Below are 20,308 nucleotides of genomic sequence, written 5' to 3'. Positions count from 1 at the left end.
GGTACTGCAGGGGGGACCCTGTGGGAGAGTAGGACGCCGCCGAACAATCATTCAAAGGAAACCCCGCATCTTCGGATGCGGGGTTTTCTGCGTTTCAGGACCCCTCGCGGGGCCCTGAATGTCAAAGGTCAAAGGCGTCCGGCTGCCTTCAATGCCAAGTACGCATCCGCCAGTGCCGGCGCCAGGTCGTCCGGGGTCGCGTCCACGACCGTGACACCGTGACGGCGGAGTTGTTCTGCCGTGCGGTGGCGTTCGGACTGCGCCTGGGCTGCTGCGGCGGCCTCGTAGACGGCGTCGGTGTTTCCGCGTGCTTTGGCCATTTCGGTGATGTGAGGGTCGGCCACCGATGCCAGTAGGACCGTGTGGCGCTGGGTGAGCTGCGAGAGGACCGGGAGCAGGCCTTCTTCGATGGGGGCCGTGTCCAGGGTGGTGAGCAGGACGATCAGGGAGCGGCGGGGGGACGTCCGGAGGGCGGTGGCGGTGAGGCCTCGGGCGTCCGTTTCCACGAGCTCCGGCTCCAGCGTGGCCATCGCGTTGACCAGGGCCGGAAGGACGTCGCCTGCGGTGCGGCCCTGGACGAGGGCGCGGACCCTGCGGTCATAGGCGAGGAGGTCGACGCGATCGCCGGCTCGGGATGCGAGGGCCCCGAGAAGGAGGGCCGCGTCCATGGAGGCGTCGAGGCGCGGTGCGTCGCCCACGCGGCCTGCTGAGGTGCGGCCGGTGTCGAGGACCAGGAGGATATGGCGGTCCCGTTCGGGGCGCCAGGTGCGTACGGCGACCGCGGACTGGCGGGCTGTGGCGCGCCAGTCGATGGAGCGGGTGTCGTCGCCGGGGACGTACTCGCGGAGGCTGTCGAATTCGGTGCCCTCGCCGCGGGTGAGCACGCTGGTGCGGCCGTCCAGTTCGCGGAGGCGGGCCAGTTTCGAGGGCAGGTGCTTGCGGCTGGTGAACGGTGGCAGGACGCGAACCGTCCAAGGGACCTTGTGGGTGCCCTGGCGGGCGAAGAGGCCGAGAGGGCCGTAGGAGCGGATGGTGACTCGGTCGGCTGGGCGGTCGCCTCGGCGGGTGGGGCGGAAGCGGGTTGTCACGCGTCGGCGTTCGCCTGCGGGGACGGTGAGGTGGTGGCGGGAGGCCGTCGTTTCCGTGCCCGGCTGCCAGCTGCTGGGGGGCCAGGCGTCGCGCAGCTGGGCGCGGAGGGGGCGGCCGGTCGGGTTGGTGATCGTGAGAGTCACGTCCGCGGTGTCGCCGAGGCGTACGGAGGTGTCGCCGGAGCGGGTCAGGCCCAGACGTCGTACGGGAGCGGCGAGTGCGAAGTCGCAGGCGCAGGCCAGGGCCAGCGGGGCGTTGACCGCCAGGATGCCTGTCCAGCCGGGTTCCCAGATGCCGACGGGGAGGGATCCCAGGGCCGCGAGGAGGGCGGCGCGTCCGGTGAGTGCCATCAGCGGGGGACGGGGACGTGGGTGAGGATCGCGTTGATGACGGAGTCGGCTGTCACGCCTTCCATTTCGGCCTCCGGGCGGAGCTGTACCCGGTGGCGGAGGGTGGGGAGTGCCAAGGCCTTCACGTCGTCCGGGATGACGTAGTCGCGGCCTGTCAGCCAGGCCCAGGCGCGGGCGGTGGCCAGGAGAGCCGTGGCGCCTCGAGGGGAGACGCCGAGGGTGAGGGAGGGTGACTCGCGGGTGGCGCGGCAGATGTCGACGACGTAGCCGGTGATCTCCGGGGAGATGGTCGTCTTGGCGACCGCCGCGCGGGCTGCCTCCAGGTCGGCGGGGCCCGCTACGGGGCGTACGCCGGCGGCGTGGAGGTCGCGGGGGTTGAAGCCCTCGGCGTGGCGGGTGAGGACGTCGATCTCGTCCTGGCGGGAGGGGAGGGGGATGGTGAGTTTGAGGAGGAAGCGGTCCAGCTGGGCTTCCGGGAGGGGATAGGTGCCTTCGTACTCGACTGGGTTCTGGGTCGCTGCGACGAGGAACGGGTCGGGGAGGGGGCGGGGGGTGCCGTCGACGGTGACCTGGCCTTCCTCCATGGCTTCGAGGAGGGAGGACTGGGTCTTGGGGGGTGTGCGGTTGATCTCGTCCGCGAGGAGGAGGTTGGTGAAGACCGGGCCGGGCTGGAAGGAGAACTCGGCGCTGCGGGTGTCGTAGACCAGGGAGCCGGTCACGTCGCTCGGCATCAGGTCGGGGGTGAACTGGACGCGCTTGGTGTCGAGTTCGAGGGCCGAGGCGAGGGCGCGGACCAGGAGGGTCTTGGCGACGCCGGGGACGCCTTCGAGGAGGACGTGGCCGCGGCAGAGCAGGGCGACGACGAGGCCGGTCACGGCGGGGTCCTGGCCGACCACGGCCTTGGCGATCTCGGCGCGCAGGGCCTCCAGGGCGGCTCGGGCGGTGCCCGGGTCCCCGGTCTGCCCGGCGTTGTCAGTGGTCGGGTCCATCATGGACGGCGTACCTCTCTTTCGAGGGCGTCGAGTCGGTCGGCGAGTGCGATGAGTGCTGCGTCGGTGCTGGGCGCTGGGCCGAAGAGGAGGGTCTGCAGGTCCTGGCCGTCGCCGTGCAGGCGGGCGGACAGGGCGGGGAGCAGGGCCTCAGGCGTGTGCGCCTGGGGGATGGGGACGCCGGTGAGGGGGGCGAGGCGGGTGCGGGTCGTGGAGCGAAGAGCGTTTGCCGCGCGGTCGCGGGCGTCGGCCTTGCGATAGAGGCGGGCACGGCCTTCGGCGGTTTCGGAGGCGCGGATCGCGACGGGGAGTTTTTCGGGCACGAGGGGGCCTAGTCGGCGTGCCCGCCACAGGGCGGCCAGGGCTGCGGCGATGAAGAGCTGCAGGGTGCCCCAGAGCCAGCCCGAGGGGAGCAGGTCGAAGAAGCCGCGTTCGTCGTCGGTGCCGGCGGCCGACGTGTCGGAGAGTGAGGGGAGGTACCAGACCAGATGGGGTCGGGAGCCGAGAAGCTGGAGGGCGAGCGAGGCGTTGCCCTGCTGATCGAGGCGGTCGTTGAGGAGGATGTCGGGTGCGCCGAGGGCGACGGTGTCGCCGTTCCCGGTCGTGGCCGGGATGCGCAGCAGGGTGGCCAAGCGCTCGCTGGGGTAGCACTGGTCGGCGTCGAGGTGCGTGGTGGTGTAGCGGACGCCGCCTGTGTCGGCGGTGCCCGCGCGCTGGGCCGCGGGCAGGTCGCAGTCGGGGGCGAGCGTCGAGTCGAGGCTGGTGGCGGGGTCGGCGGTGACGCCGGGGGCGAGCCGTTCGACGGAGGCGCTGCCGGAGGCGACCAGGACGGTTCGGCCGCCGGAGTCGGCGAACGAGTCGTGCAGGCGGGACTGCTGACTTCGGGTCAGCAGGTCGGGGGCGGCGACCAGGAGCGTCGTGTCCGGGCCGGATGCGGCGGTGGCCTCGTCCAAGGTGGTCACGACTCGGGTGTCCACGCCCCGGTCGGCGAGGAGTTCGGCGACGGCGCGGCTGCCGCCCGGGTCGGCGGAGCGCGGGTCGAGTTCGCCGTGCCGGGCGTCGGAGCGGATCACGGCGATGGCGATGGCTGCCGCAACGAGCAGTACGAGGGCGAGCGCGATACCGCGCGTGCGGGTCCATACCTGGCGGGCGGTGGGCGAGGCCGAGGTGGACGGGAGCGTGGCCTCGGTGGTCATTCGGCGGCTCCCTGGCGGGTATGGGGGGCCGTGCTGTGGGCGCTGCTGGTCGCGAGCTGGGGCTTGGCGCGTTCCAGGTCGCGGTCGAGTTCGGCGGTGCGGAGGTACGACTGCTCGGTCGCCGAGCGGCCGCCGTACGTCACGTCGTCGAAGTCGCCGGCGGCGGCGCGCAGCCGGTCGGTGTGGGCGGGCAGGGCCCGGCCGGCTTCGGCGGCGGCCTCGTCGGCGGTGCGGCCGGGGCGGACGTCGAGGAGGGCGCGTTCCTCCAGAGCGCGGACGAGGGCCCGCATGCGTTCCTGGACGGCCTGGTTCCAGTGGCCCTGGGCGGCGTGTGCCTCGGCGGCGGCGCGGTGGTCGGCGGCGCTGCGGGGGCGGTCGTCGAACAGGGCGGCGGAAGAGGTGGGTTGGCGGCGCGGGGTGCCCAGGCGCCACCACAGGGCGCCCAGGACCGCGAGGACGGCCAGGATGATGACGACCAGGCCGAGTGTGCCGCCGGGTGTCGCGGACGAGGCGGCGTTGAACAGTTTGCCCAGCCAGTCCCAGAAGGCGTCGAGGGCGCGCTGGAACAGGCTGGGGTCGTTCTCGTGGTACATCCGCTTGGACAGCTCGCGTCGGGCCGCCTCGCGCGCGGGGTCGCGTGGGGTGGTGAGGGGCGGCTCGTCGGTGGAGCGTGCCGACGACAGTACGGAGGTGTCGCCGGCGCGCAGCAGCGTCCGTATGGCGGTGCGGGGCAGTGCTGTTGTGAGAGGTTCCCCCGGCCAGCTCACCGCATCAGCTCCCCGGGGTGGTGCCGGCGGCGTTGGGGCCGTAGCCCTGGACGCCTGCGGCGCGCGCCAGTTCGAGGTCGAGGGCCTCGCGGCGGATGCGCTGGTCGATGTAGAGGAGCACGGTGACGCCCGCGGTGATCGGGAAGGTGATCATGGATCCGATGACCGCGCCGATGCCGCTGACGATGAGGAAGGTCCAGCCGAGGCCGGCGCCGCCGCTGTTGAGCCAGCCGGTGACGCCGTCGCCGCTGAGGGCCGCGGCGAGGAAGGTGAACGGGATGACGATGATCGAGGCGACGACGTTCGCGATGATCGTGGCGAGCAGCTGGATGCCGAAGATCCGCCACCAGGTGCCCTGGACGAGCTTCGCGGAGCGGCTCATGGCCTTTTTGATGCCCTGCTTCTCCAGCATCAGGGCGGGCGAGGCCAGGGAGAAGCGGATCATCAGCCAGAGGGCGACGATGCCGGCGCCGATGACGCCCAGGACGATGAGGGCGACGCCCGGTCCGGTGCTCCCGGAGGCGGTGATGAGAATGCCGGGCAGGGTGCCCACGGTGACGATGCCGGCGGTGATGAGCAGCAGCAGGCAGATGAGGCCGAACAGTTTGACGACCTGAGGGCGCGCGTCCCGCCAGGCCTCGCCGATGGCCACCGGCTTGCCGAGTACGGCGCGGCTGGTGACGGTGGTGAGCAGTGCCGTCGCGATGACGGTGCCGACCAGGGAGATCACGAAGACGACGCTGGAGTTGAGGAGGGCGTCGCTCATGGCACGGCTCAGCTCGCTGAGGGTGGCGCTCGGATCGTTGAGGGCTTCGGTGCTGGAGGTGTCCAGGACGAGGCCCTGGAACAGGACGACGATGATCTCGGTGAGGACCGCGACGGTCAGGGAGATGCCGAGGACCGTGCGCCAGTAGGTGCGCATGGTGGAGACGGCGCCGTCGAGGATCTCGCCCACGCCGAGCGGGCGGAGCGGAATGATGCCTGGCTTGGCGGCGGGCGGGGGGCCGCCCCAGCCGCTGCCCCAGCCGCCGTAGGGGCCGGGGCTGCCGGGGGCTCCGTATCCGCCGGGGCCTGCGGGGCCGCCGCCAGGACCGTGTCCGGCCGGACCGTGGCCGCCGGGGGGCTGGGTGCCCCAGCCCGGGCCGGGTGGTGGGGGCGGGGGAGCCTGGCCGGGGACGGTCGGGGTGCTGGGGGCGGACCACTGGGCGGGTGGCGGCTGGTCCTTGGACCACTGAGGGCCGGGGCCCTGCGGGGCCTGGCGCGGCTGGGCCGCTGGGCCGGGCTGGTCCGCCGGCTGTGCGGGGCCGGGGCGGTCGGTGGGCTCGGCAGCGCCGGACGGGTCCGGCTGCTGCCCGTCGGACGGGGCGGATCCGGGCGAGGCCCAGCCCGGAGTGTCGTTCATCGTCGCTCCTTCACGGTGCCCGTCCGCGGTCGCGGCGGCAGGTTGGCAGCCATCGTGCCATGGGGTGGTCTTGGAATGACCGGGCGCGGTATGGGCTGCGTACCTTCAATTGTCCGCTCCACAGGGGGCAGACTGACCGCATGGCTGATCAGTACGCGTACAGCGGCGATGACAAACGGCCGACCGAGATCCCCGCGATCCGTTGGGAGGAGCCACCGGAAGGACCCGTTCTGGTCCTTCTCGACCAGACGAGGCTGCCCGCCGAGGAGGTCGAACTGGTCTGTACGGACGCGTCCGCGCTGGTGGAGGCGATCCGCTCGCTCGCCGTGCGCGGGGCGCCGCTGCTCGGTATCGCGGGGGCGTACGGTGTCGCGCTCGCCGCCGTGCGGGGCTTCGATGTGGACGAGGCCGCCGCCGCGCTGGCGAGTGCCCGGCCGACCGCGGTGAACCTGGCGCTCGGTGTGCGCCGGGCGCACTCGGCCCATGAGGCGGCGCTCGCCAAGGGTGGTGATGTCAGGCAGGCGGCCTCGGCGGCGCTGGCCGCGGCGCGGCAGTTGCACCGGGAGGACGCCGAGGCCAGTGTGCGGATGGCCGAGCACGGGCTGGCGCTGCTGGACGAGTTGCTGCCCGGTGGCGGGCACCGGGTCCTCACTCACTGCAACACCGGTTCGCTGGTGTCGGGCGGGGAGGGGACGGCGTTCGCGGTGGCGCTCGCGGCGCATCGGGCGGGTCGGCTGCGGCGGCTGTGGGTGGACGAGACGCGTCCGTTGCTGCAGGGCGCTCGCCTGACGGCGTACGAGGCGGCGCGCAGCGGGATGGCGTACACGCTGCTCACCGACAACGCGGCGGGGTCGTTGTTCGCCGCCGGGGAGGTGGACGCGGTGCTGATCGGGGCGGACCGCATCACGGCTGACGGCTCGGTGGCGAACAAGGTGGGGAGCTATCCGCTGGCGGTGCTGGCGCGCTACCACCACGTGCCGTTCATCGTGGTGGCGCCGGTGACGACGGTGGATCTGGAGACCGCGGAAGGGGCGTCCATCGAGGTCGAGCAGCGTCCCGGGCACGAGGTGACCGAGCTGGTGGCGCCGCAGGTGCCGGTGGCCGGGGTGGCGGAGGCGGGGGGTGGCATCCCCGTGGCGCCGCTGGGGACGCAGGCCTACAACCCGGCGTTCGACGTGACTCCGCCCGAGCTGGTGACGACGATCGTCACGGAGGAGGGTGTGGTGTCGCCGGTGACGGCCGAGGCGCTCGCCGAGGTGTGTGCGCGGTCGCGCAGGGTGACGACGGGCTGAGTCGGACGGCTGCCGGGGCGCGGTCGGGGCGGGGCGGCTCCGGCCGTCTCGCCCCATGCCTGTGGGCCGGGGGCCCGGTCAGCGGGTGTTGTCGAGATCGATAACGGGTGGGCGAGGGCAGACAGTAGCGGTTGCTGCGACTATGGTCACTGGCCGGTGACCTACCTCACCACTGCCTTCGCCACTGTTATGAGAATGGGATGATGTCGTTTATGAAGGGACGAGTCCTTGTCGTCGACGACGACACCGCACTGGCCGAGATGCTCGGCATCGTGCTGCGTGGTGAGGGTTTTGAGCCGTCTTTCGTCGCCGACGGTGACAAGGCGCTGGCCGCATTCCGTGAGGCCAAGCCCGATCTGGTGCTGCTGGACCTGATGCTGCCCGGCCGGGACGGCATCGAGGTGTGCCGTCTGATCAGGGCGGAGTCCGGGGTGCCGATCGTGATGCTCACGGCGAAGAGCGACACGGTCGACGTCGTGGTGGGCCTGGAGTCGGGTGCCGACGACTACATCGTGAAGCCGTTCAAGCCGAAGGAGCTGGTCGCCCGGATCCGGGCGCGGCTGCGGAGGTCGGAGGAGCCCGCTCCGGAGCAGCTCGCCATCGGTGACCTGGTCATCGACGTGGCCGGGCACTCCGTGAAGCGGGACGGGCAGTCGATCGCGCTGACGCCGCTGGAGTTCGACCTGCTGGTCGCGCTCGCGCGCAAGCCGTGGCAGGTGTTCACGCGCGAGGTGCTGCTGGAACAGGTGTGGGGCTACCGGCACGCGGCGGACACGCGGCTGGTCAACGTGCATGTGCAGCGGCTGCGCTCCAAGGTCGAGAAGGACCCGGAGAAGCCGGAGATCGTGGTGACCGTCCGTGGCGTCGGGTACAAGGCAGGACCGAGCTGACATGTCCGGCGACAGTGCCGCTTCGGCGCCCGGACGGTCCGGGGCCCGCCCGGGGCGGCCTGTCGGGCGGAAGAAGGCGGGTTCCCGCTGGGGACGGTTCCTGGAGAGCGGGCTGCTGCTCCAGGGCGGAGTTCAGGGCAGCCCGGTCATCCGCCTGTTCATGCGGTGGGTGCGTCGGCCGCTGCTGCCCGTCATGCGGCTGTGGCGGCGCAACATCCAGCTCAAGGTCGTCGTCACGACGCTGCTGATGTCGCTGGGTGTGGTGCTGCTGCTGGGCTTCGTCGTCATAGGGCAGGTGCGCAACGGCCTGCTGGACGCCAAGGTGAAGGCGTCCCAGAGCCAGGCCACCGGCGGGTTCGCGGTGGCCAAGCAGCGGGCCGACGAGGCGGCGAGCGGGACCGGCGACGATGTCGCCACGGCGGACGGCCGTCCCGCGCAGAACGTCATCCAGTGGATGAGTGATCTGGTGTCCTCGCTGTCCAGTGGCGGGCAGGGCGCTTTCGACGTGGTCACGCTTCCGGCTTCCGACGCCGACGGTGCGGGCGGGCGCGGTCCGCGTGCCTCCGGCGAGGTGGACTGGAGCAAGAGCGTGCCCGCGGCGCTGCGGGAGCGGATCGGCGGCAGTACGGCGGCCGCGCAGAGCTACAGCCGGGTCATCTACAACAACGACACCAAGGACTCGCAGCCCGCCCTGGTCATCGGCAAGCAGGTCAACGACCCGAACGGCGATCCGTACCAGCTGTACTACCTCTTCCCGCTCACCCAGGAGGAGAAGTCGCTGAGCCTGGTCAAGGGGACTCTGGCGACGGCCGGGCTGTTCGTCGTCGTGCTGCTCGGGGCCATCGCCTGGCTGGTGGTGCGCCAGGTCGTCACGCCGGTGCGGATGGCGGCGGGGATCGCCGAGCGGCTGTCGGCCGGGCGGCTTCAGGAACGTATGAAGGTCACCGGCGAGGACGACATCGCGCGGCTCGGCGAGGCCTTCAACAAGATGGCGCAGAACCTTCAGTTGAAGATCAGCCAGCTGGAGGACCTGTCGCGGATGCAGCGCCGGTTCGTGTCGGACGTGTCGCACGAGCTGCGTACGCCGCTGACGACCGTACGGATGGCGGCGGACGTCATCCATGAGGCGCGGGAGGACTTCGACCCGATCACCGCGCGGTCGGCGGAGCTGCTCGCCGACCAGCTGGACCGGTTCGAGTCGCTGCTCGCGGACCTGCTGGAGATCAGCCGCTTCGACGCGGGTGCCGCGGCGCTGGAGGCGGAGCCGATAGACCTCAGGGAGGTCGTGCGGCGGGTGGTGAGTGGGGCCGAGCCGCTCGCGGAGCGCAAGGGGACGCAGATCCGGGTCTCCGGGGACCAGCAGCCCGTCGTCGCCGAGGCCGATGCCCGGCGCGTGGAGCGCGTGCTGCGCAACCTCGTCGTGAACGCCGTCGAGCACGGTGAGGGCAGGGACGTCGTCGTCAAGCTCGCCGCGGCCGGCGGCGCGGTCGCCGTCGCGGTGCGGGACTACGGGGTCGGGCTGAAGCCGGGCGAGGCGACCCGGGTGTTCAGCCGCTTCTGGCGGGCCGACCCGGCACGCGCGCGTACCACGGGTGGTACGGGTCTGGGGCTGTCGATCGCCCTGGAGGACGCGCGGCTGCACGGCGGCTGGCTGCAGGCGTGGGGCGAGCCGGGCGGCGGCTCGCAGTTCCGGCTGACGCTGCCCAGGACGGCGGACGAGCCGCTGCGGGGCTCCCCGATACCGCTGGAGCCCAAGGACTCCCGGCGCAACCGGGGGCTCGACGACGCGGGTCTGCCGTGCGGCGGCGGGGACGGTGAGAAGCGGGCGACCGTGCCGGCGCAGCCGGCGGGCGGTCCGGTGCCGCCGGGTCCGGCGCGGAACCCGATACCGCCGCGGGCGGCCACTGTGGCCCCCACGGCCGATCCGACGGCGCTGCCCGGCAACGGCGCGCGCGTGGTGCCGCGGCCCGCCTCGGGCACGCGGTGGCCGGACGCTCCGGGGGCAGGGGAGCAGCCGGCCCGTGGGGAGGGCCCGGCGGGCCCGGTCGGGGCCGGCGGTGTGGGTGGTACGGCGGGGACGGTCCGTGACGAGAGCGCGGATGAAACGGCCGGAACGGCGTGTGAAGAGCGTGCGGGCGATTCGGCCGGAGCGGCTCGTGACGGGGCCGGCAGTGGCCCTGCGGCGACGTCCCGGGAACCGGCTCGGGAACCGGTCGTGGGACGGCCGAGGGACAAGGACAACGGCTCCGCCGGCTCGGGCAGGGAAGCCGGGCCGGGAGACGCGGACAGGCAAGGGGAGGCATCTCGTGGGCGCTGACCGCGAGGGGCGCGGTCGGCGTACGCCCGCGCGTGTGATGGCGTACACCGCCGGTGGCGTGCTGGTGCTGGCGGGGTGCGCCTCGATGCCGGACAGCGGGGATCTGCGGGGCGTTGAGTCCACACCGCGCCAGGACACCCAGGTGCGGGTGTTCGCCGTGCCGCCGGGGGAGGACGCGCCGCCCTCGGAGATCGTGCAGGGCTTCCTGGAGGCGCTCACCAGCGACGATCCGCACTACAAGACCGCGCGCCAGTACCTGACCGGCGAGGCCGCGAAGACCTGGCGCCCGGAGCTGTCCACCACGGTGCTCACGGACGGGCCGGGCGCCAAGGCCGAGGGTGCCGGCGGCCGGGAGGACACCGGCGAGATCTCGTACACGCTGACCGGCACCAAGGTGGCCACCGTGGACGCGCAGCAGTCGTACGCGCCCGCGACCGGGGCCTATGGCAGGACCGTGCACCTGACGCAGGACAAGAAGAGCGGGCAGTGGCGGATCGACGTGCTGCCGCAGGGCGTCCTCATGGGCCAGTCGGACTTCCAGCGCAACTACATGTCCGTCAACAAGTACTACTTCGCCTCCAACAGCATGGCGGCCGGGGCGAACACGCAGCCCACGGCGGTCGCCGACCCCGTCTACGTCCGCCGCCGCGTGGACCCCATGACGCAGATGGTGCGCTCCGTACTCAACGGGCCCACGCGGTGGCTCGGTCCCGTGGTCAGGTCGAGCGTCCCCACCGGTACGGCGCTGGCGAAGGACGCCGGAGCGCTGACGCCCGACGAGCGGAACAAGCTGACGGTCCCGCTCAACGACAAGGCCGCCGGCATCGGCACCAACAGGTGCCAGGAGATCGCGGCCCAGATGCTCTTCACACTGCGCAACCTCAGCCCAGCGGTGGACGAGGTCGAGCTGCGGGCCGACGGTGCCGAGCTGTGCTCCCTCACCCAGGAGGCGGCCGATGCGACGGCCTTCCGGCCCTCGGCGCGCCACCCCGACTACCTGTACTTCGTCGACGCCAAGGACCGGCTCGTACGGATGCCCGCGGGCAGCAGCGACACCAAGCCCGACACGGCGCCGGGGGCGCTGGGCGAGGGCGACACGGCGCTGCGGTCGGTGGCGGTGTCGCGCGACGAGCACACCGCGGCCGGTGTCGGGCTCGACGGCAGGTCGCTGTACGTGGGGTCGCTGGTCTCGGGCGGTTCGCTGGGCGAGCCTGTGCTGCGCAGCCAGGGCCGGACCGAGGAGGACCGGCTGACGGCACCCAGCTGGGACGCGGACGACGGCCTGTGGGTGGCCGACCGTGACCCGGACAATCCCCGGCTGATGCTGCTCGCGGAGGGCAAGGGCGATCCTCTGGAGGTGCGCACGCCGCACCTGGACGGGCGGATCCAGTCCGTGCGGGTGGCCGCCGACGGGGTGCGGATCGCGCTCGTCGTGGAGAAGGGCGGCAAGAAGACCCTGCTCATCGGGCTGATCGAGCGGGAGGAGAAGCCGGGCGGGAAGCCTGCCGTCAGGGTGGTCGAGCTTCGCTCCGCGACGCCGGAGCTGGAGGAGGTCACGGCCATGTCGTGGGCCGGGGACAGCCGGCTCGTGGTGGTCGGGCGCGAGCACGGGGGCGTGGAGCAGATGCGGTACGTCCAGGTCGACGGCTCCACGCCGGATGTGCCGGCGCCCGCGGCCCTGACCGGCGTCAAGGAGGTCACCGCCGCCGAGGACGACCGGCTGCCGCTGGTGGCGTACTCGGTGGACGGGATCGTCAGGCTGCCGTCGGGCGCGCAGTGGCAGAAGGTGACGGAGGGGACGGCGCCGGTCTATCCGGGATGAGCGCCGGTTTGCAGCGCCGGTTTGTCCATCGCCGCCGTGGAAGTCGGCCGGGCCTGGGGCGACGCGTTGTCCACAGGGAGTTATCCACAGGGGTGGCCGGGAGCTCTCGCTGTTGGCACAGTGGTGGCCATGCGGGGGTGGTGGCAGGACCTCACCGACCTGGTGCTGCCGGGCGAGTGCGGGGGCTGCGGGGCGCCTCGTACGGTGCTGTGCGCGAAGTGCCGTGCGGTGCTGGGCGGAGCGGTGGCGCATCGGGTGCGGCCGGTGCCGGAGCCGTCGGGGCTGCCGGTGGTGCACGCGGCGGCGCGGTACGCGGACGAGGTCCGGGCGACGCTGCTGGCCCACAAGGAACGGGGAGCTCTGGCGCTCGCCGGTCCGCTCGGGACCGCTCTGGCGGGAGCGGTACGCGCGGGGCTTCCAGGGGCCCGGAGCGGGCCGTGGCCCGGTACCGGAAGGGCGGGGTCGCGGGGCAGCGGAGTGCCCGTGCTGCTCGTGCCCGTTCCGTCCGGGCGGCGGGCCGTGCGGGCCCGGGGGCATGATCCCGCGCGGCGGATCGCGCTCGCGGCGGCGGGCGAGCTGCGGCGGAGCGGGGTCCCGGCCAGGGCGCTCGGCGTGCTGCGGCAACGGCGGGCCGTGGCCGACCAGTCGGGGCTCAACTCCCGGCAGCGGCTGGACAATCTCGCGGGCGCGCTGACGGTGGTGCCCGGTGGGGCCCGGCTGCTCTCCGAGGGCCCCGTCGTCCTCGTCGACGACGTGATGACCACGGGGGCGTCCCTGGCGGAAGCCGCGCGTGCCGTGCGGTCGGCGGCGGGGCTGGTTTCGAACGCTGCGGGAACTGGGGTCGTGTACAGGGGAGAGACGTGGGAAAGCAGAGAAGAACAGAACGTCGGATCAACGCGAGAGAGGACGGGCCGATGGCCCGCCCGGCAGGGAATCACGGGCGCGGGCGGCGTCGGCGGAGTCGTTGACGTGGTGTGCGCGGCTGTGGTCGCGGCATCGCCGGACTCTTTCGAAATAAACCGGAACTGACTGAGAACTTGCGTCGTTGCAGGTAACGAGAGGGCCTATTCACCTGAACGGAGGTACGCCGCAGTAGAGGGTGACGACATCCGTCCGGGCGAGATATGTTCGGTTGAGAGGGAAAGCCGCAGGCCACACCTCTCAAAACCGAATGCCGTGCTGCGGGTTTTTCTTCATCACTCGCGACGGTGGAGTGGAGATCTCGCTCACGGGGGAGGAGGTGGAAGTCACCGAGTGTCCGAGGTTCCGGGCCTCACCGGAACCTGGTGCAAAAGGGAGATGCTCCGCACCGAAGCGGAGTGATCCGGGAACGGAGTTCTGCGTGGACATCGTCGTCAAGGGCCGCAAGACCGAGGTGCCCGAGCGGTTCCGGAAGCACGTGGCCGAGAAGCTGAAGCTGGAGAAGATCCAGAAGCTCGATGGCAAGGTGATCAGCCTCGACGTCGAGGTGTCCAAGGAGCCCAACCCCCGGCAGGCCGACCGCTGTGACCGAGTGGAGATCACGCTCCGCTCCCGCGGTCCGGTGATCCGGGCGGAGGCAGCGGCGAGCGATCCGTACGCGGCGCTCGACCTGGCGGCGGAGAAGCTGGAAGCCCGGCTGCGCAGGCAGCACGACAAGCGGTTCTCGCGTCGTGGCTCGCGCCGGATCCCGGCCGCCGAGGTCGCCGATCACGTCCCGGGCGTGGCGACGCTCAACGGCAACGGCCTGGTGCCGACTCCGGAGGAAGAGCCGGAGGCCGTGCCCACGAAGAAGATCGGCTCGCTGGAGGTACAGGGTGACGGCCCCATCGTCGTCCGCGAGAAGACCCACGTCGCAGCGCCCATGACCCTCGACCAGGCTCTCTACGAGATGGAGCTGGTCGGGCACGACTTCTACCTGTTCGTCGACTCCGAGACCAAGGAACCGAGTGTCGTCTACCGGCGGCACGCCTACGACTACGGCGTGATCCACCTCAGCACGGACACGATGGTCACCCAGGTGCACGCCCCGGACGCGGGCGGTGCGCTCGGCGGCTGACCGGGCCGGGAGACCACCGGGTGACAGTGGAGCAGGTGCCCCTGGAGCGCGTGTGCGCCCCCAGGGGCACCCCTGTGCGACCACTGCGCGCCCCGCTCGGTCGCCCTGGTGCCGTCCGGGCATGAAATCATGGTGGCAACGACCCAATCGGTGGGTCGTTGCTCTGGGTTGGCGATGGCTCAGGACCTCAGGCCACAGCCTTCAGGGGGAGGAACGATGGCGGACAGCTTCGGACCGATGCGTGACGAGGATGCCGACGACGGCGTCGTCGGCATGGGCCCGGCCACGGATTCTCCACGCAAGGAACCGATCAGAGTCCTTGTGGTGGACGACCACGCCCTGTTCCGCCGTGGCCTGGAGATCGTGCTCGCGGCCGAGGAGGACATCCAGGTCATCGGGGAGGCCGGCGACGGCGCCGAAGCCGTGGAGAAGGCCGCCGATCTGCTGCCCGACATCGTTCTGATGGACGTGCGGATGCCCAAGCGAGGCGGGATCGAGGCGTGCACCTCCATCAAGGAAGTCGCACCCAGCGCCAAGATCATCATGCTGACGATCAGCGATGAGGAAGCCGACCTCTACGACGCCATCAAGGCGGGCGCGACCGGCTATCTCCTCAAGGAGATCTCGACGGACGAGGTGGCCACCGCCATTCGCGCGGTGGCCGACGGGCAGTCGCAGATCAGCCCGTCCATGGCGTCGAAGCTGCTCACCGAGTTCAAGTCGATGATCCAGCGCACGGACGAACGCCGGCTGGTGCCCGCGCCGCGGCTGACGGACCGCGAACTCGAAGTCCTCAAGCTCGTCGCGACGGGGATGAACAACCGTGACATCGCCAAGGAGTTGTTCATCTCCGAGAACACCGTGAAGAACCATGTGCGCAACATCCTGGAGAAACTGCAGCTGCACTCCAGGATGGAGGCGGTGGTGTACGCGATGCGGGAGAAGATTCTCGAGATTCGCTGACGGTCAGGCGGTCGTCCGGGCGAGCTCCCTCACGAGAGGCTCGCGCAGGTGTGGTGCGTCGACCCGCTCGACACGTACGTCGCTGCAGCCCACCCAGGTCGCGGCCTCGGCCAGGGCCTGGGCGACGCCCGGGACCGCCTTCGGGCCGTCGAGCGTGACCTGCCTGGCCACCAGCGTCCCGCCCTCGCGGGCCGGGTCCACGCGGCCGACGAGCCGGCCGCCGGCCAGGACCGGCATCGCGAAGTAGCCGTACACCCGCTTCTGCTTGGGAACGTAGGCCTCCAGGCGGTGGGTGAAGCCGAAGATCCGCTCCGTGCGCGCCCGCTCCCAGATCAAGGAGTCGAAGGGCGACAGAAGAGTGGTGCGGTGGCGGCCGCGCGGAGGTGTCTCCAGGGCCGCGGGGTCGGCCCAGGCCGGCTTGGACCAGCCCTCGACCGTGACCGGGACCAGGCCCGAGTCGGCGATCACCGCGTCGACCTGTTCGCCCTTGAGGCGGTGGTAGTCCGCGATGTCCGCGCGGGTCCCGACGCCCAGGGACTGGCCCGCCAGGCGGACCAGGCGGCGCAGGCACTCGGTGTCGTCGAGTTCGTCGTGCAGCAGGGGCTGTGGGACGGCGCGCTCGGCGAGGTCGTAGAGGCGCTTCCAGCCGCGGCGCTCGACGCAGACCACCTCGCCGTACATCAGGGCGCGTTCGACGGCGACCTTCGTGCCGGACCAGTCCCACCAGTCGTTCGTCTTCTTCGCGCCGCCCAACTCCGTCGCGGTGAGGGGGCCTTCGGAACGGAGCTGCTTGACGACCTGGTCGTAGACGCCGTCCGGGAGGTCGTGGTTCCAGTGCGGGCGGTTGCGGTATGCGCGACGGCGGAAGGCGAAGTGTGGCCATTCCTCGATGGGGAGGATGCAGGCCGCGTGGGACCAGTACTCGAAGGCGTGAGTGTCCTTCCAGTAGGCGTTCTCGACGGTCTTCCGGCCTACCGCGCCCAGGCGGGCGTACGGGACGAGCTCGTGGGAGCGGGCCAGGACCGAGATGGTGTCGAGCTGTATCGCGCCCAGGTGGCGGAGGATGCCGCGGACGCCGGAGCGGCGGTCCGGGGCGCCGAGGAAGCCTTGGGCGCGGAGCGCCAGTCTCCGGGCTTCGTCTGCGGAGAGCTGTGCGGTGGGGCGCGGGGTGGTCATGGGTCCGCACGATAGGGGGTGGGACTGACAAAGGGGTGTGACCTGCGGGGTTGGGTGTCTGGTGCTGGCGTTGGTGCTGGGGCGGGGTGAGTCCGCAGCCCGGCGGTGCGGGGTGCCTCCCCCACTCTCGGCTTCGCTCGAGCGGGGGACCCCCACCGCCCACCCGTGCCGCCCTTAGCGGCACGATTGCCCGCAGCTCAGCAGCTCAGCAGCTAGGCCGGTGCCGGGAGGTACGGGGCAGTCGACGGGAGGCCCATGTCTGAGGGGAGGAGGGAGCCCACCCAGGAGTCTCGGCGGACTCCCTTGTTGTTGACGGCGGCGCGCAGGGTGCCCTCGATGGTGAAGCCGGCGCGTTCCGCGACGGCGCGGGAGGCGCGGTTGCCGACCTCGGCGCGCCATTCGACGCGGTCGAGCGCGGCGTGGACGAAGGCCCAGCGGCAGGCGGTGAGGACGGCCTCCGTGATGTAGCCGTTGGCGCGGTGCTGTTTCGTGGCCCAGAAGCCGATCTCGCCGACGCCCAGGGCGCGCATGGTGATGCCGAGCATGCCCGCGAGTTCTCCGGAGTGGAGGAAGACGCCGAGAGTGAACATGGAGCCGTCCGCCCAGCCGTCCGGGACCATCTGTTCCGTGAAGCCCTCGGCGTGCTCGCGGAGGTAGGGCGAGGGGATCGTGGTCCAGCGCTGGATGTCGGGGTCCTGGCAGGCCTCGTACACCGCGTCGGTGTCATGAGGGCCGACCGTGCGCAGCAGGAGGCGGTCCGTGGTGAGGGTGACGGGATCCATCGGCCGATCCTCTCGGAGGTCGTGGAATGGTGTCGTCTGTTTGCGGTGGGTGAGCGTCTTATCACGCTTCGCTCAATTCGGCCGACGGATGCGGCACTATCCGCGGCGCCCGCACGTTGTCCCCTTTGAAAGCAGACGTGAATCAGAATTGAAGCAGCGGACGGTCGCCGTCACGGCAGGCCCTCCCGGCGCGGTGGGGTCCTCGCATACGATGGCCGTTGCTCAGTAAGTCAAGTGGTAACCGACCGTCCCAGGCCCGACCGGCAAGGAGACCAACCCCCGTGTCCGTCCTCTCGAAGCTCATGCGTGCAGGCGAAGGCAAGATCCTGCGCAAGCTGCACCGCATCGCGGACCAGGTCAACTCCATCGAAGAGGACTTCGTCGACCTCTCCGACGCCGAGCTGCGCGCCCTCACCGATGAGTACAAGCAGCGCTACGCCGACGGCGAGACCCTGGACGACCTGCTGCCCGAGGCGTTCGCCACCGTCCGCGAGGCCGCCAAGCGCGTCCTCGGCCAGCGTCACTACGACGTGCAGATGATGGGCGGCGCCGCCCTGCACATGGGCTACGTGGCCGAGATGAAGACCGGTGAGGGCAAGACCCTCGTCGGCACGCTGCCGGCGTATCTGAACGCGCTGTCCGGCAAGGGCGTCCACATCATCACGGTCAACGACTACCTGGCCGAGCGCGACTCCGAGATGATGGGCCGCGTCCACCGGTTCCTGGGCCTCGAGGTCGGTTGCATCCTCGCCAACATGACGCCGGCTCAGCGCCGCGAGCAGTACGCCTGCGACATCACGTACGGCACGAACAACGAGTTCGGCTTCGACTACCTGCGCGACAACATGGCGTGGTCCCAGGACGAGCTCGTCCAGCGCGGCCACAACTTCGCCATCGTCGACGAGGTCGACTCCATCCTCATCGACGAGGCCCGTACGCCGCTGATCATCTCCGGCCCGGCCGACCAGGCCACCAAGTGGTACGGGGACTTCGCCAAGCTGGTGAAGCGGCTCAAGCGCGGCGAGGCCGGCCAGCCGCTCAAGGGCATCGAGGAGACCGGCGACTACGACGTCGACGAGAAGAAGCGCACGGTCGCGATCCACGAGTCCGGAGTCAGCAAGGTCGAGGACTGGCTGGGCATCGACAACCTCTACGAGTCGGTGAACACCCCTCTGGTGGGCTACCTGAACAACGCCATCAAGGCGAAGGAGCTCTTCAAGAAGGACAAGGACTACGTCATCATCGACGACGAGGTCATGATCGTCGACGAGCACACCGGACGTATCCTCGCCGGCCGTCGTTACAACGAGGGCATGCACCAGGCGATCGAGGCGAAGGAAGGAGTGCCGATCAAGGACGAGAACCAGACGCTCGCCACGATCACCCTCCAGAACTTCTTCCGCCTCTACAAGCGCCACGACCACAACGAGAAGGAACAGCCCGGCCTCTGCGGCATGACCGGTACGGCCATGACCGAGGCCGCCGAGTTCCACCAGATCTACAAGCTCGGCGTGGTGCCCATCCCGACGAACCGGCCGATGGTCCGCAAGGACCAGTCGGACCTGATCTACCGGACCGAGGTCGCCAAGTTCGAGGCGGTCGTGGACGACATCGAGGAGAAGCACCGCAAGGGGCAGCCGATCCTCGTGGGCACCACATCGGTCGAGAAGTCCGAGTACCTCTCGCAGCAGCTCAGCAAGCGCGGCATCCAGCACGAGGTGCTGAACGCCAAGCAGCACGACCGTGAGGCGACGATCGTCGCCCAGGCCGGCCGCAAGGGCTCTGTCACGGTGGCCACGAACATGGCCGGCCGTGGTACGGACATCAAGCTCGGCGGCAACCCCGAGGACCTCGCCGAGGCGGAGCTGCGCCAGCGCGGTCTTGACCCCGAGGAGCACATCGAGGAATGGGCGCACGCCCTGCCCGAGGCGCTCCAGCGGGCCGAGAAGGCCGTCCAGGCCGAGAAGGACGAGGTCGAGAGGCTCGGCGGGCTCTACGTGCTGGGCACCGAGCGGCACGAGTCGCGGCGGATCGACAACCAGCTGCGCGGTCGTTCCGGCCGTCAGGGCGACCCGGGCGAGTCCCGCTTCTACCTCTCGCTCGGCGACGACCTGATGCGGCTGTTCAAGGCCCAGATGGTCGAGCGCGTGATGTCGATGGCGAACGTCCCCGACGACGTGCCGATCGAGAACAAGATGGTGACGCGCGCGATCGCCTCCGCCCAGTCGCAGGTCGAGCAGCAGAACTTCGAGACCCGTAAGAACGTCCTGAAGTACGACGAGGTCCTCAACCGCCAGCGTGAGGTCATCTACGGCGAGCGCCGCCGCGTCCTGGAGGGCGAGGACCTGCACGAGCAGGTGCAGCACTTCATGGACGACACCATCGACGCCTATGTCCAGGCGGAGACGGCCGAGGGCTTCCCCGAGGACTGGGACCTCGACCGGCTGTGGGGTGCCTTCAAGCAGCTCTACCCGGCCAAGGTCACGATCGAGGAGCTGGAGGAGGCCGCCGGTGACCGGGCGGGCCTGACCGCAGAGTTCATCGGCGACTCCATCAAGGACGACATCCACGAGCAGTACGAGGCGCGTGAGGCGCAGCTCGGCTCCGAGATCATGCGTGAGCTGGAGCGCCGGGTCGTGCTGTCGGTCCTGGACCGCAAGTGGCGCGAGCACCTCTACGAGATGGACTACCTCCAGGAGGGCATCGGCCTGCGCGCGATGGCGCAGAAGGACCCGCTGGTCGAGTACCAGCGCGAGGGCTTCGACATGTTCACCGCGATGATGGAGGGCATCAAGGAGGAGTCCGTCGGCTACCTGTTCAACCTGGAGGTCCAGGTCGAGCAGCAGGTCGAGGAGGTCCCGGTCGAGGACACCAAGCCGGTGGCCGACCTGGAGAAGCAGGACGCGGTGCCGGCGCAGGCGGGCTCCCGGCCGGAGATCCGTGCCAAGGGGCTCGACGTCCCGCAGCGGCGCAACCTCCACTTCTCCGCGCCGACGGTCGACGGTGAGGGCGGCACCATCGAGGGTGACTTCACCGAGGACGGCGAGCCGGTGCGTTCCGAGTCCGACGGCCTCACGCGCGCGGAGCGCCGGAAGCAGGCGAAGGGCCGGGGGCGCCGCAAGAAGTGACGCCGACTGCGGCACCGTAGCGGCTTGAAGGGCCGGGCACCCGAGGGGTGTCCGGCCCTTCGGTCTGGCTGTGGCTGTTTCGGGCGGCCCGGCTCGGTCCTCAGCCC

At 71.0% G+C, this 20,308-nt stretch carries 15 protein-coding genes; 8 read left to right on the top strand and 7 right to left on the bottom strand.

Annotated features, from left to right (window positions below; genetic code table 11):
- Positions 1–128: 128 nt before the first annotated feature.
- The 5 genes from ACFZBT_RS29535 to ACFZBT_RS29515 are packed head-to-tail and all read right to left on the bottom strand — an operon-like array spanning position 129 to position 5,793.
- On the bottom strand, positions 129–1,439 hold the full coding sequence (locus ACFZBT_RS29535) for a DUF58 domain-containing protein (RefSeq protein WP_391109706.1): 1,311 nt from the start codon (positions 1,437–1,439) through the stop codon (positions 129–131).
- Positions 1,439–2,428: an AAA family ATPase gene (locus ACFZBT_RS29530; RefSeq protein WP_391109722.1), complete on the bottom strand. Its 990-nt coding sequence runs from the start codon at positions 2,426–2,428 to the stop codon at positions 1,439–1,441. The genes ACFZBT_RS29535 and ACFZBT_RS29530 overlap by 1 nt, the downstream gene beginning before the upstream one ends.
- A complete protein-coding gene (locus ACFZBT_RS29525) occupies positions 2,428–3,624 on the bottom strand; it encodes a DUF4350 domain-containing protein (RefSeq protein WP_391109703.1) in 1,197 nt (398 codons plus the stop codon). The genes ACFZBT_RS29530 and ACFZBT_RS29525 overlap by 1 nt, the downstream gene beginning before the upstream one ends.
- Positions 3,621–4,391: a DUF4129 domain-containing protein gene (locus tag ACFZBT_RS29520; protein WP_391109700.1), complete on the bottom strand. Its 771-nt coding sequence runs from the start codon at positions 4,389–4,391 to the stop codon at positions 3,621–3,623. The genes ACFZBT_RS29525 and ACFZBT_RS29520 overlap by 4 nt, the downstream gene beginning before the upstream one ends.
- Before the next feature lie 4 nt (positions 4,392–4,395).
- Complete coding sequence (locus ACFZBT_RS29515; RefSeq protein ID WP_391109697.1) at positions 4,396–5,793, bottom strand: glycerophosphoryl diester phosphodiesterase membrane domain-containing protein; 1,398 nt, start codon at positions 5,791–5,793, stop codon at positions 4,396–4,398.
- 140 nt (positions 5,794–5,933) lie between these two features.
- Here ACFZBT_RS29515 and mtnA point away from each other — a divergent pair, with 140 nt between their 5' ends.
- The 7 genes from mtnA (at position 5,934) to ACFZBT_RS29480 (ending at position 15,115) form a co-directional block, all read left to right on the top strand.
- On the top strand, positions 5,934–7,085 hold the full coding sequence (mtnA, locus tag ACFZBT_RS29510; RefSeq protein ID WP_391109694.1) for an S-methyl-5-thioribose-1-phosphate isomerase: 1,152 nt from the start codon (positions 5,934–5,936) through the stop codon (positions 7,083–7,085).
- 200 nt (positions 7,086–7,285) lie between these two features.
- The gene (gene mtrA, locus ACFZBT_RS29505) at positions 7,286–7,975 is read left to right on the top strand and encodes a two-component system response regulator MtrA (RefSeq protein WP_009188938.1); all 690 of its coding nucleotides are present in this window, start codon (positions 7,286–7,288) and stop codon (positions 7,973–7,975) included.
- Between the two features lies 1 nt (position 7,976).
- Positions 7,977–10,292, top strand: a complete 2,316-nt coding sequence (mtrB, locus tag ACFZBT_RS29500) for an MtrAB system histidine kinase MtrB (protein ID WP_391109690.1) — start codon at positions 7,977–7,979, stop codon at positions 10,290–10,292.
- A complete protein-coding gene (locus tag ACFZBT_RS29495) occupies positions 10,282–12,114 on the top strand; it encodes an LpqB family beta-propeller domain-containing protein (RefSeq protein WP_391109687.1) in 1,833 nt (610 codons plus the stop codon). The genes mtrB and ACFZBT_RS29495 overlap by 11 nt, the downstream gene beginning before the upstream one ends.
- Positions 12,115–12,243: 129 nt before the next feature.
- Positions 12,244–13,143 carry a ComF family protein gene (locus tag ACFZBT_RS29490; protein ID WP_391109685.1) on the top strand — a complete coding sequence of 300 codons (900 nt, stop codon included), beginning with the start codon at positions 12,244–12,246 and terminating at the stop codon, positions 13,141–13,143.
- 313 nt (positions 13,144–13,456) lie between these two features.
- On the top strand, positions 13,457–14,152 hold the full coding sequence (hpf, locus tag ACFZBT_RS29485) for a ribosome hibernation-promoting factor, HPF/YfiA family (RefSeq protein WP_382584564.1): 696 nt from the start codon (positions 13,457–13,459) through the stop codon (positions 14,150–14,152).
- A gap of 216 nt (positions 14,153–14,368) precedes the next feature.
- Positions 14,369–15,115 carry a response regulator gene (locus ACFZBT_RS29480; RefSeq protein ID WP_391109680.1) on the top strand — a complete coding sequence of 249 codons (747 nt, stop codon included), beginning with the start codon at positions 14,369–14,371 and terminating at the stop codon, positions 15,113–15,115.
- A gap of 3 nt (positions 15,116–15,118) precedes the next feature.
- Here ACFZBT_RS29480 and ACFZBT_RS29475 read toward each other — a convergent pair whose 3' ends face one another.
- Together ACFZBT_RS29475 and ACFZBT_RS29470 are read right to left on the bottom strand one after the other, a co-directional pair.
- Positions 15,119–16,291, bottom strand: coding sequence for a DNA glycosylase AlkZ-like family protein (locus tag ACFZBT_RS29475; protein ID WP_391109677.1), 1,173 nt, complete (start codon positions 16,289–16,291; stop codon positions 15,119–15,121).
- A gap of 212 nt (positions 16,292–16,503) precedes the next feature.
- On the bottom strand, positions 16,504–17,073 hold the full coding sequence (locus ACFZBT_RS29470) for a GNAT family N-acetyltransferase (RefSeq protein WP_391109675.1): 570 nt from the start codon (positions 17,071–17,073) through the stop codon (positions 16,504–16,506).
- A 281-nt stretch (positions 17,074–17,354) separates the two neighbouring features.
- Between ACFZBT_RS29470 and secA the strand changes: the two genes are divergently transcribed.
- Positions 17,355–20,201: a preprotein translocase subunit SecA gene (gene secA / locus ACFZBT_RS29465; protein ID WP_391109672.1), complete on the top strand. Its 2,847-nt coding sequence runs from the start codon at positions 17,355–17,357 to the stop codon at positions 20,199–20,201.
- Positions 20,202–20,308: the final 107 nt, after the last annotated feature.

It is taken from the genome of Streptomyces sp. NPDC008137 (assembly GCF_042957035.1).
Taxonomy (GTDB): domain Bacteria; phylum Actinomycetota; class Actinomycetes; order Streptomycetales; family Streptomycetaceae; genus Streptomyces.
This window is presented reverse-complemented; position numbering and strand designations above follow the sequence as displayed.

Coding starts and splice junctions, on each gene's coding strand:
- ACFZBT_RS29535 (WP_391109706.1), bottom strand. CDS start 1,439: ATGGCACTCACCGGACGCGCCGCCCTCCTCGCGGCCCTGGGATCCCTC.
- ACFZBT_RS29530 (WP_391109722.1), bottom strand. CDS start 2,428: ATGGACCCGACCACTGACAACGCCGGGCAGACCGGGGACCCGGGCACC.
- ACFZBT_RS29525 (WP_391109703.1), bottom strand. CDS start 3,624: ATGACCACCGAGGCCACGCTCCCGTCCACCTCGGCCTCGCCCACCGCC.
- ACFZBT_RS29515 (WP_391109697.1), bottom strand. CDS start 5,793: ATGAACGACACTCCGGGCTGGGCCTCGCCCGGATCCGCCCCGTCCGAC.
- mtnA (WP_391109694.1), top strand. CDS start 5,934: ATGGCTGATCAGTACGCGTACAGCGGCGATGACAAACGGCCGACCGAG.
- mtrA (WP_009188938.1), top strand. CDS start 7,286: ATGATGTCGTTTATGAAGGGACGAGTCCTTGTCGTCGACGACGACACC.
- mtrB (WP_391109690.1), top strand. CDS start 7,977: ATGTCCGGCGACAGTGCCGCTTCGGCGCCCGGACGGTCCGGGGCCCGC.
- ACFZBT_RS29490 (WP_391109685.1), top strand. CDS start 12,244: ATGCGGGGGTGGTGGCAGGACCTCACCGACCTGGTGCTGCCGGGCGAG.
- ACFZBT_RS29480 (WP_391109680.1), top strand. CDS start 14,369: ATGGCGGACAGCTTCGGACCGATGCGTGACGAGGATGCCGACGACGGC.
- ACFZBT_RS29475 (WP_391109677.1), bottom strand. CDS start 16,291: ATGACCACCCCGCGCCCCACCGCACAGCTCTCCGCAGACGAAGCCCGG.
- ACFZBT_RS29470 (WP_391109675.1), bottom strand. CDS start 17,073: ATGGATCCCGTCACCCTCACCACGGACCGCCTCCTGCTGCGCACGGTC.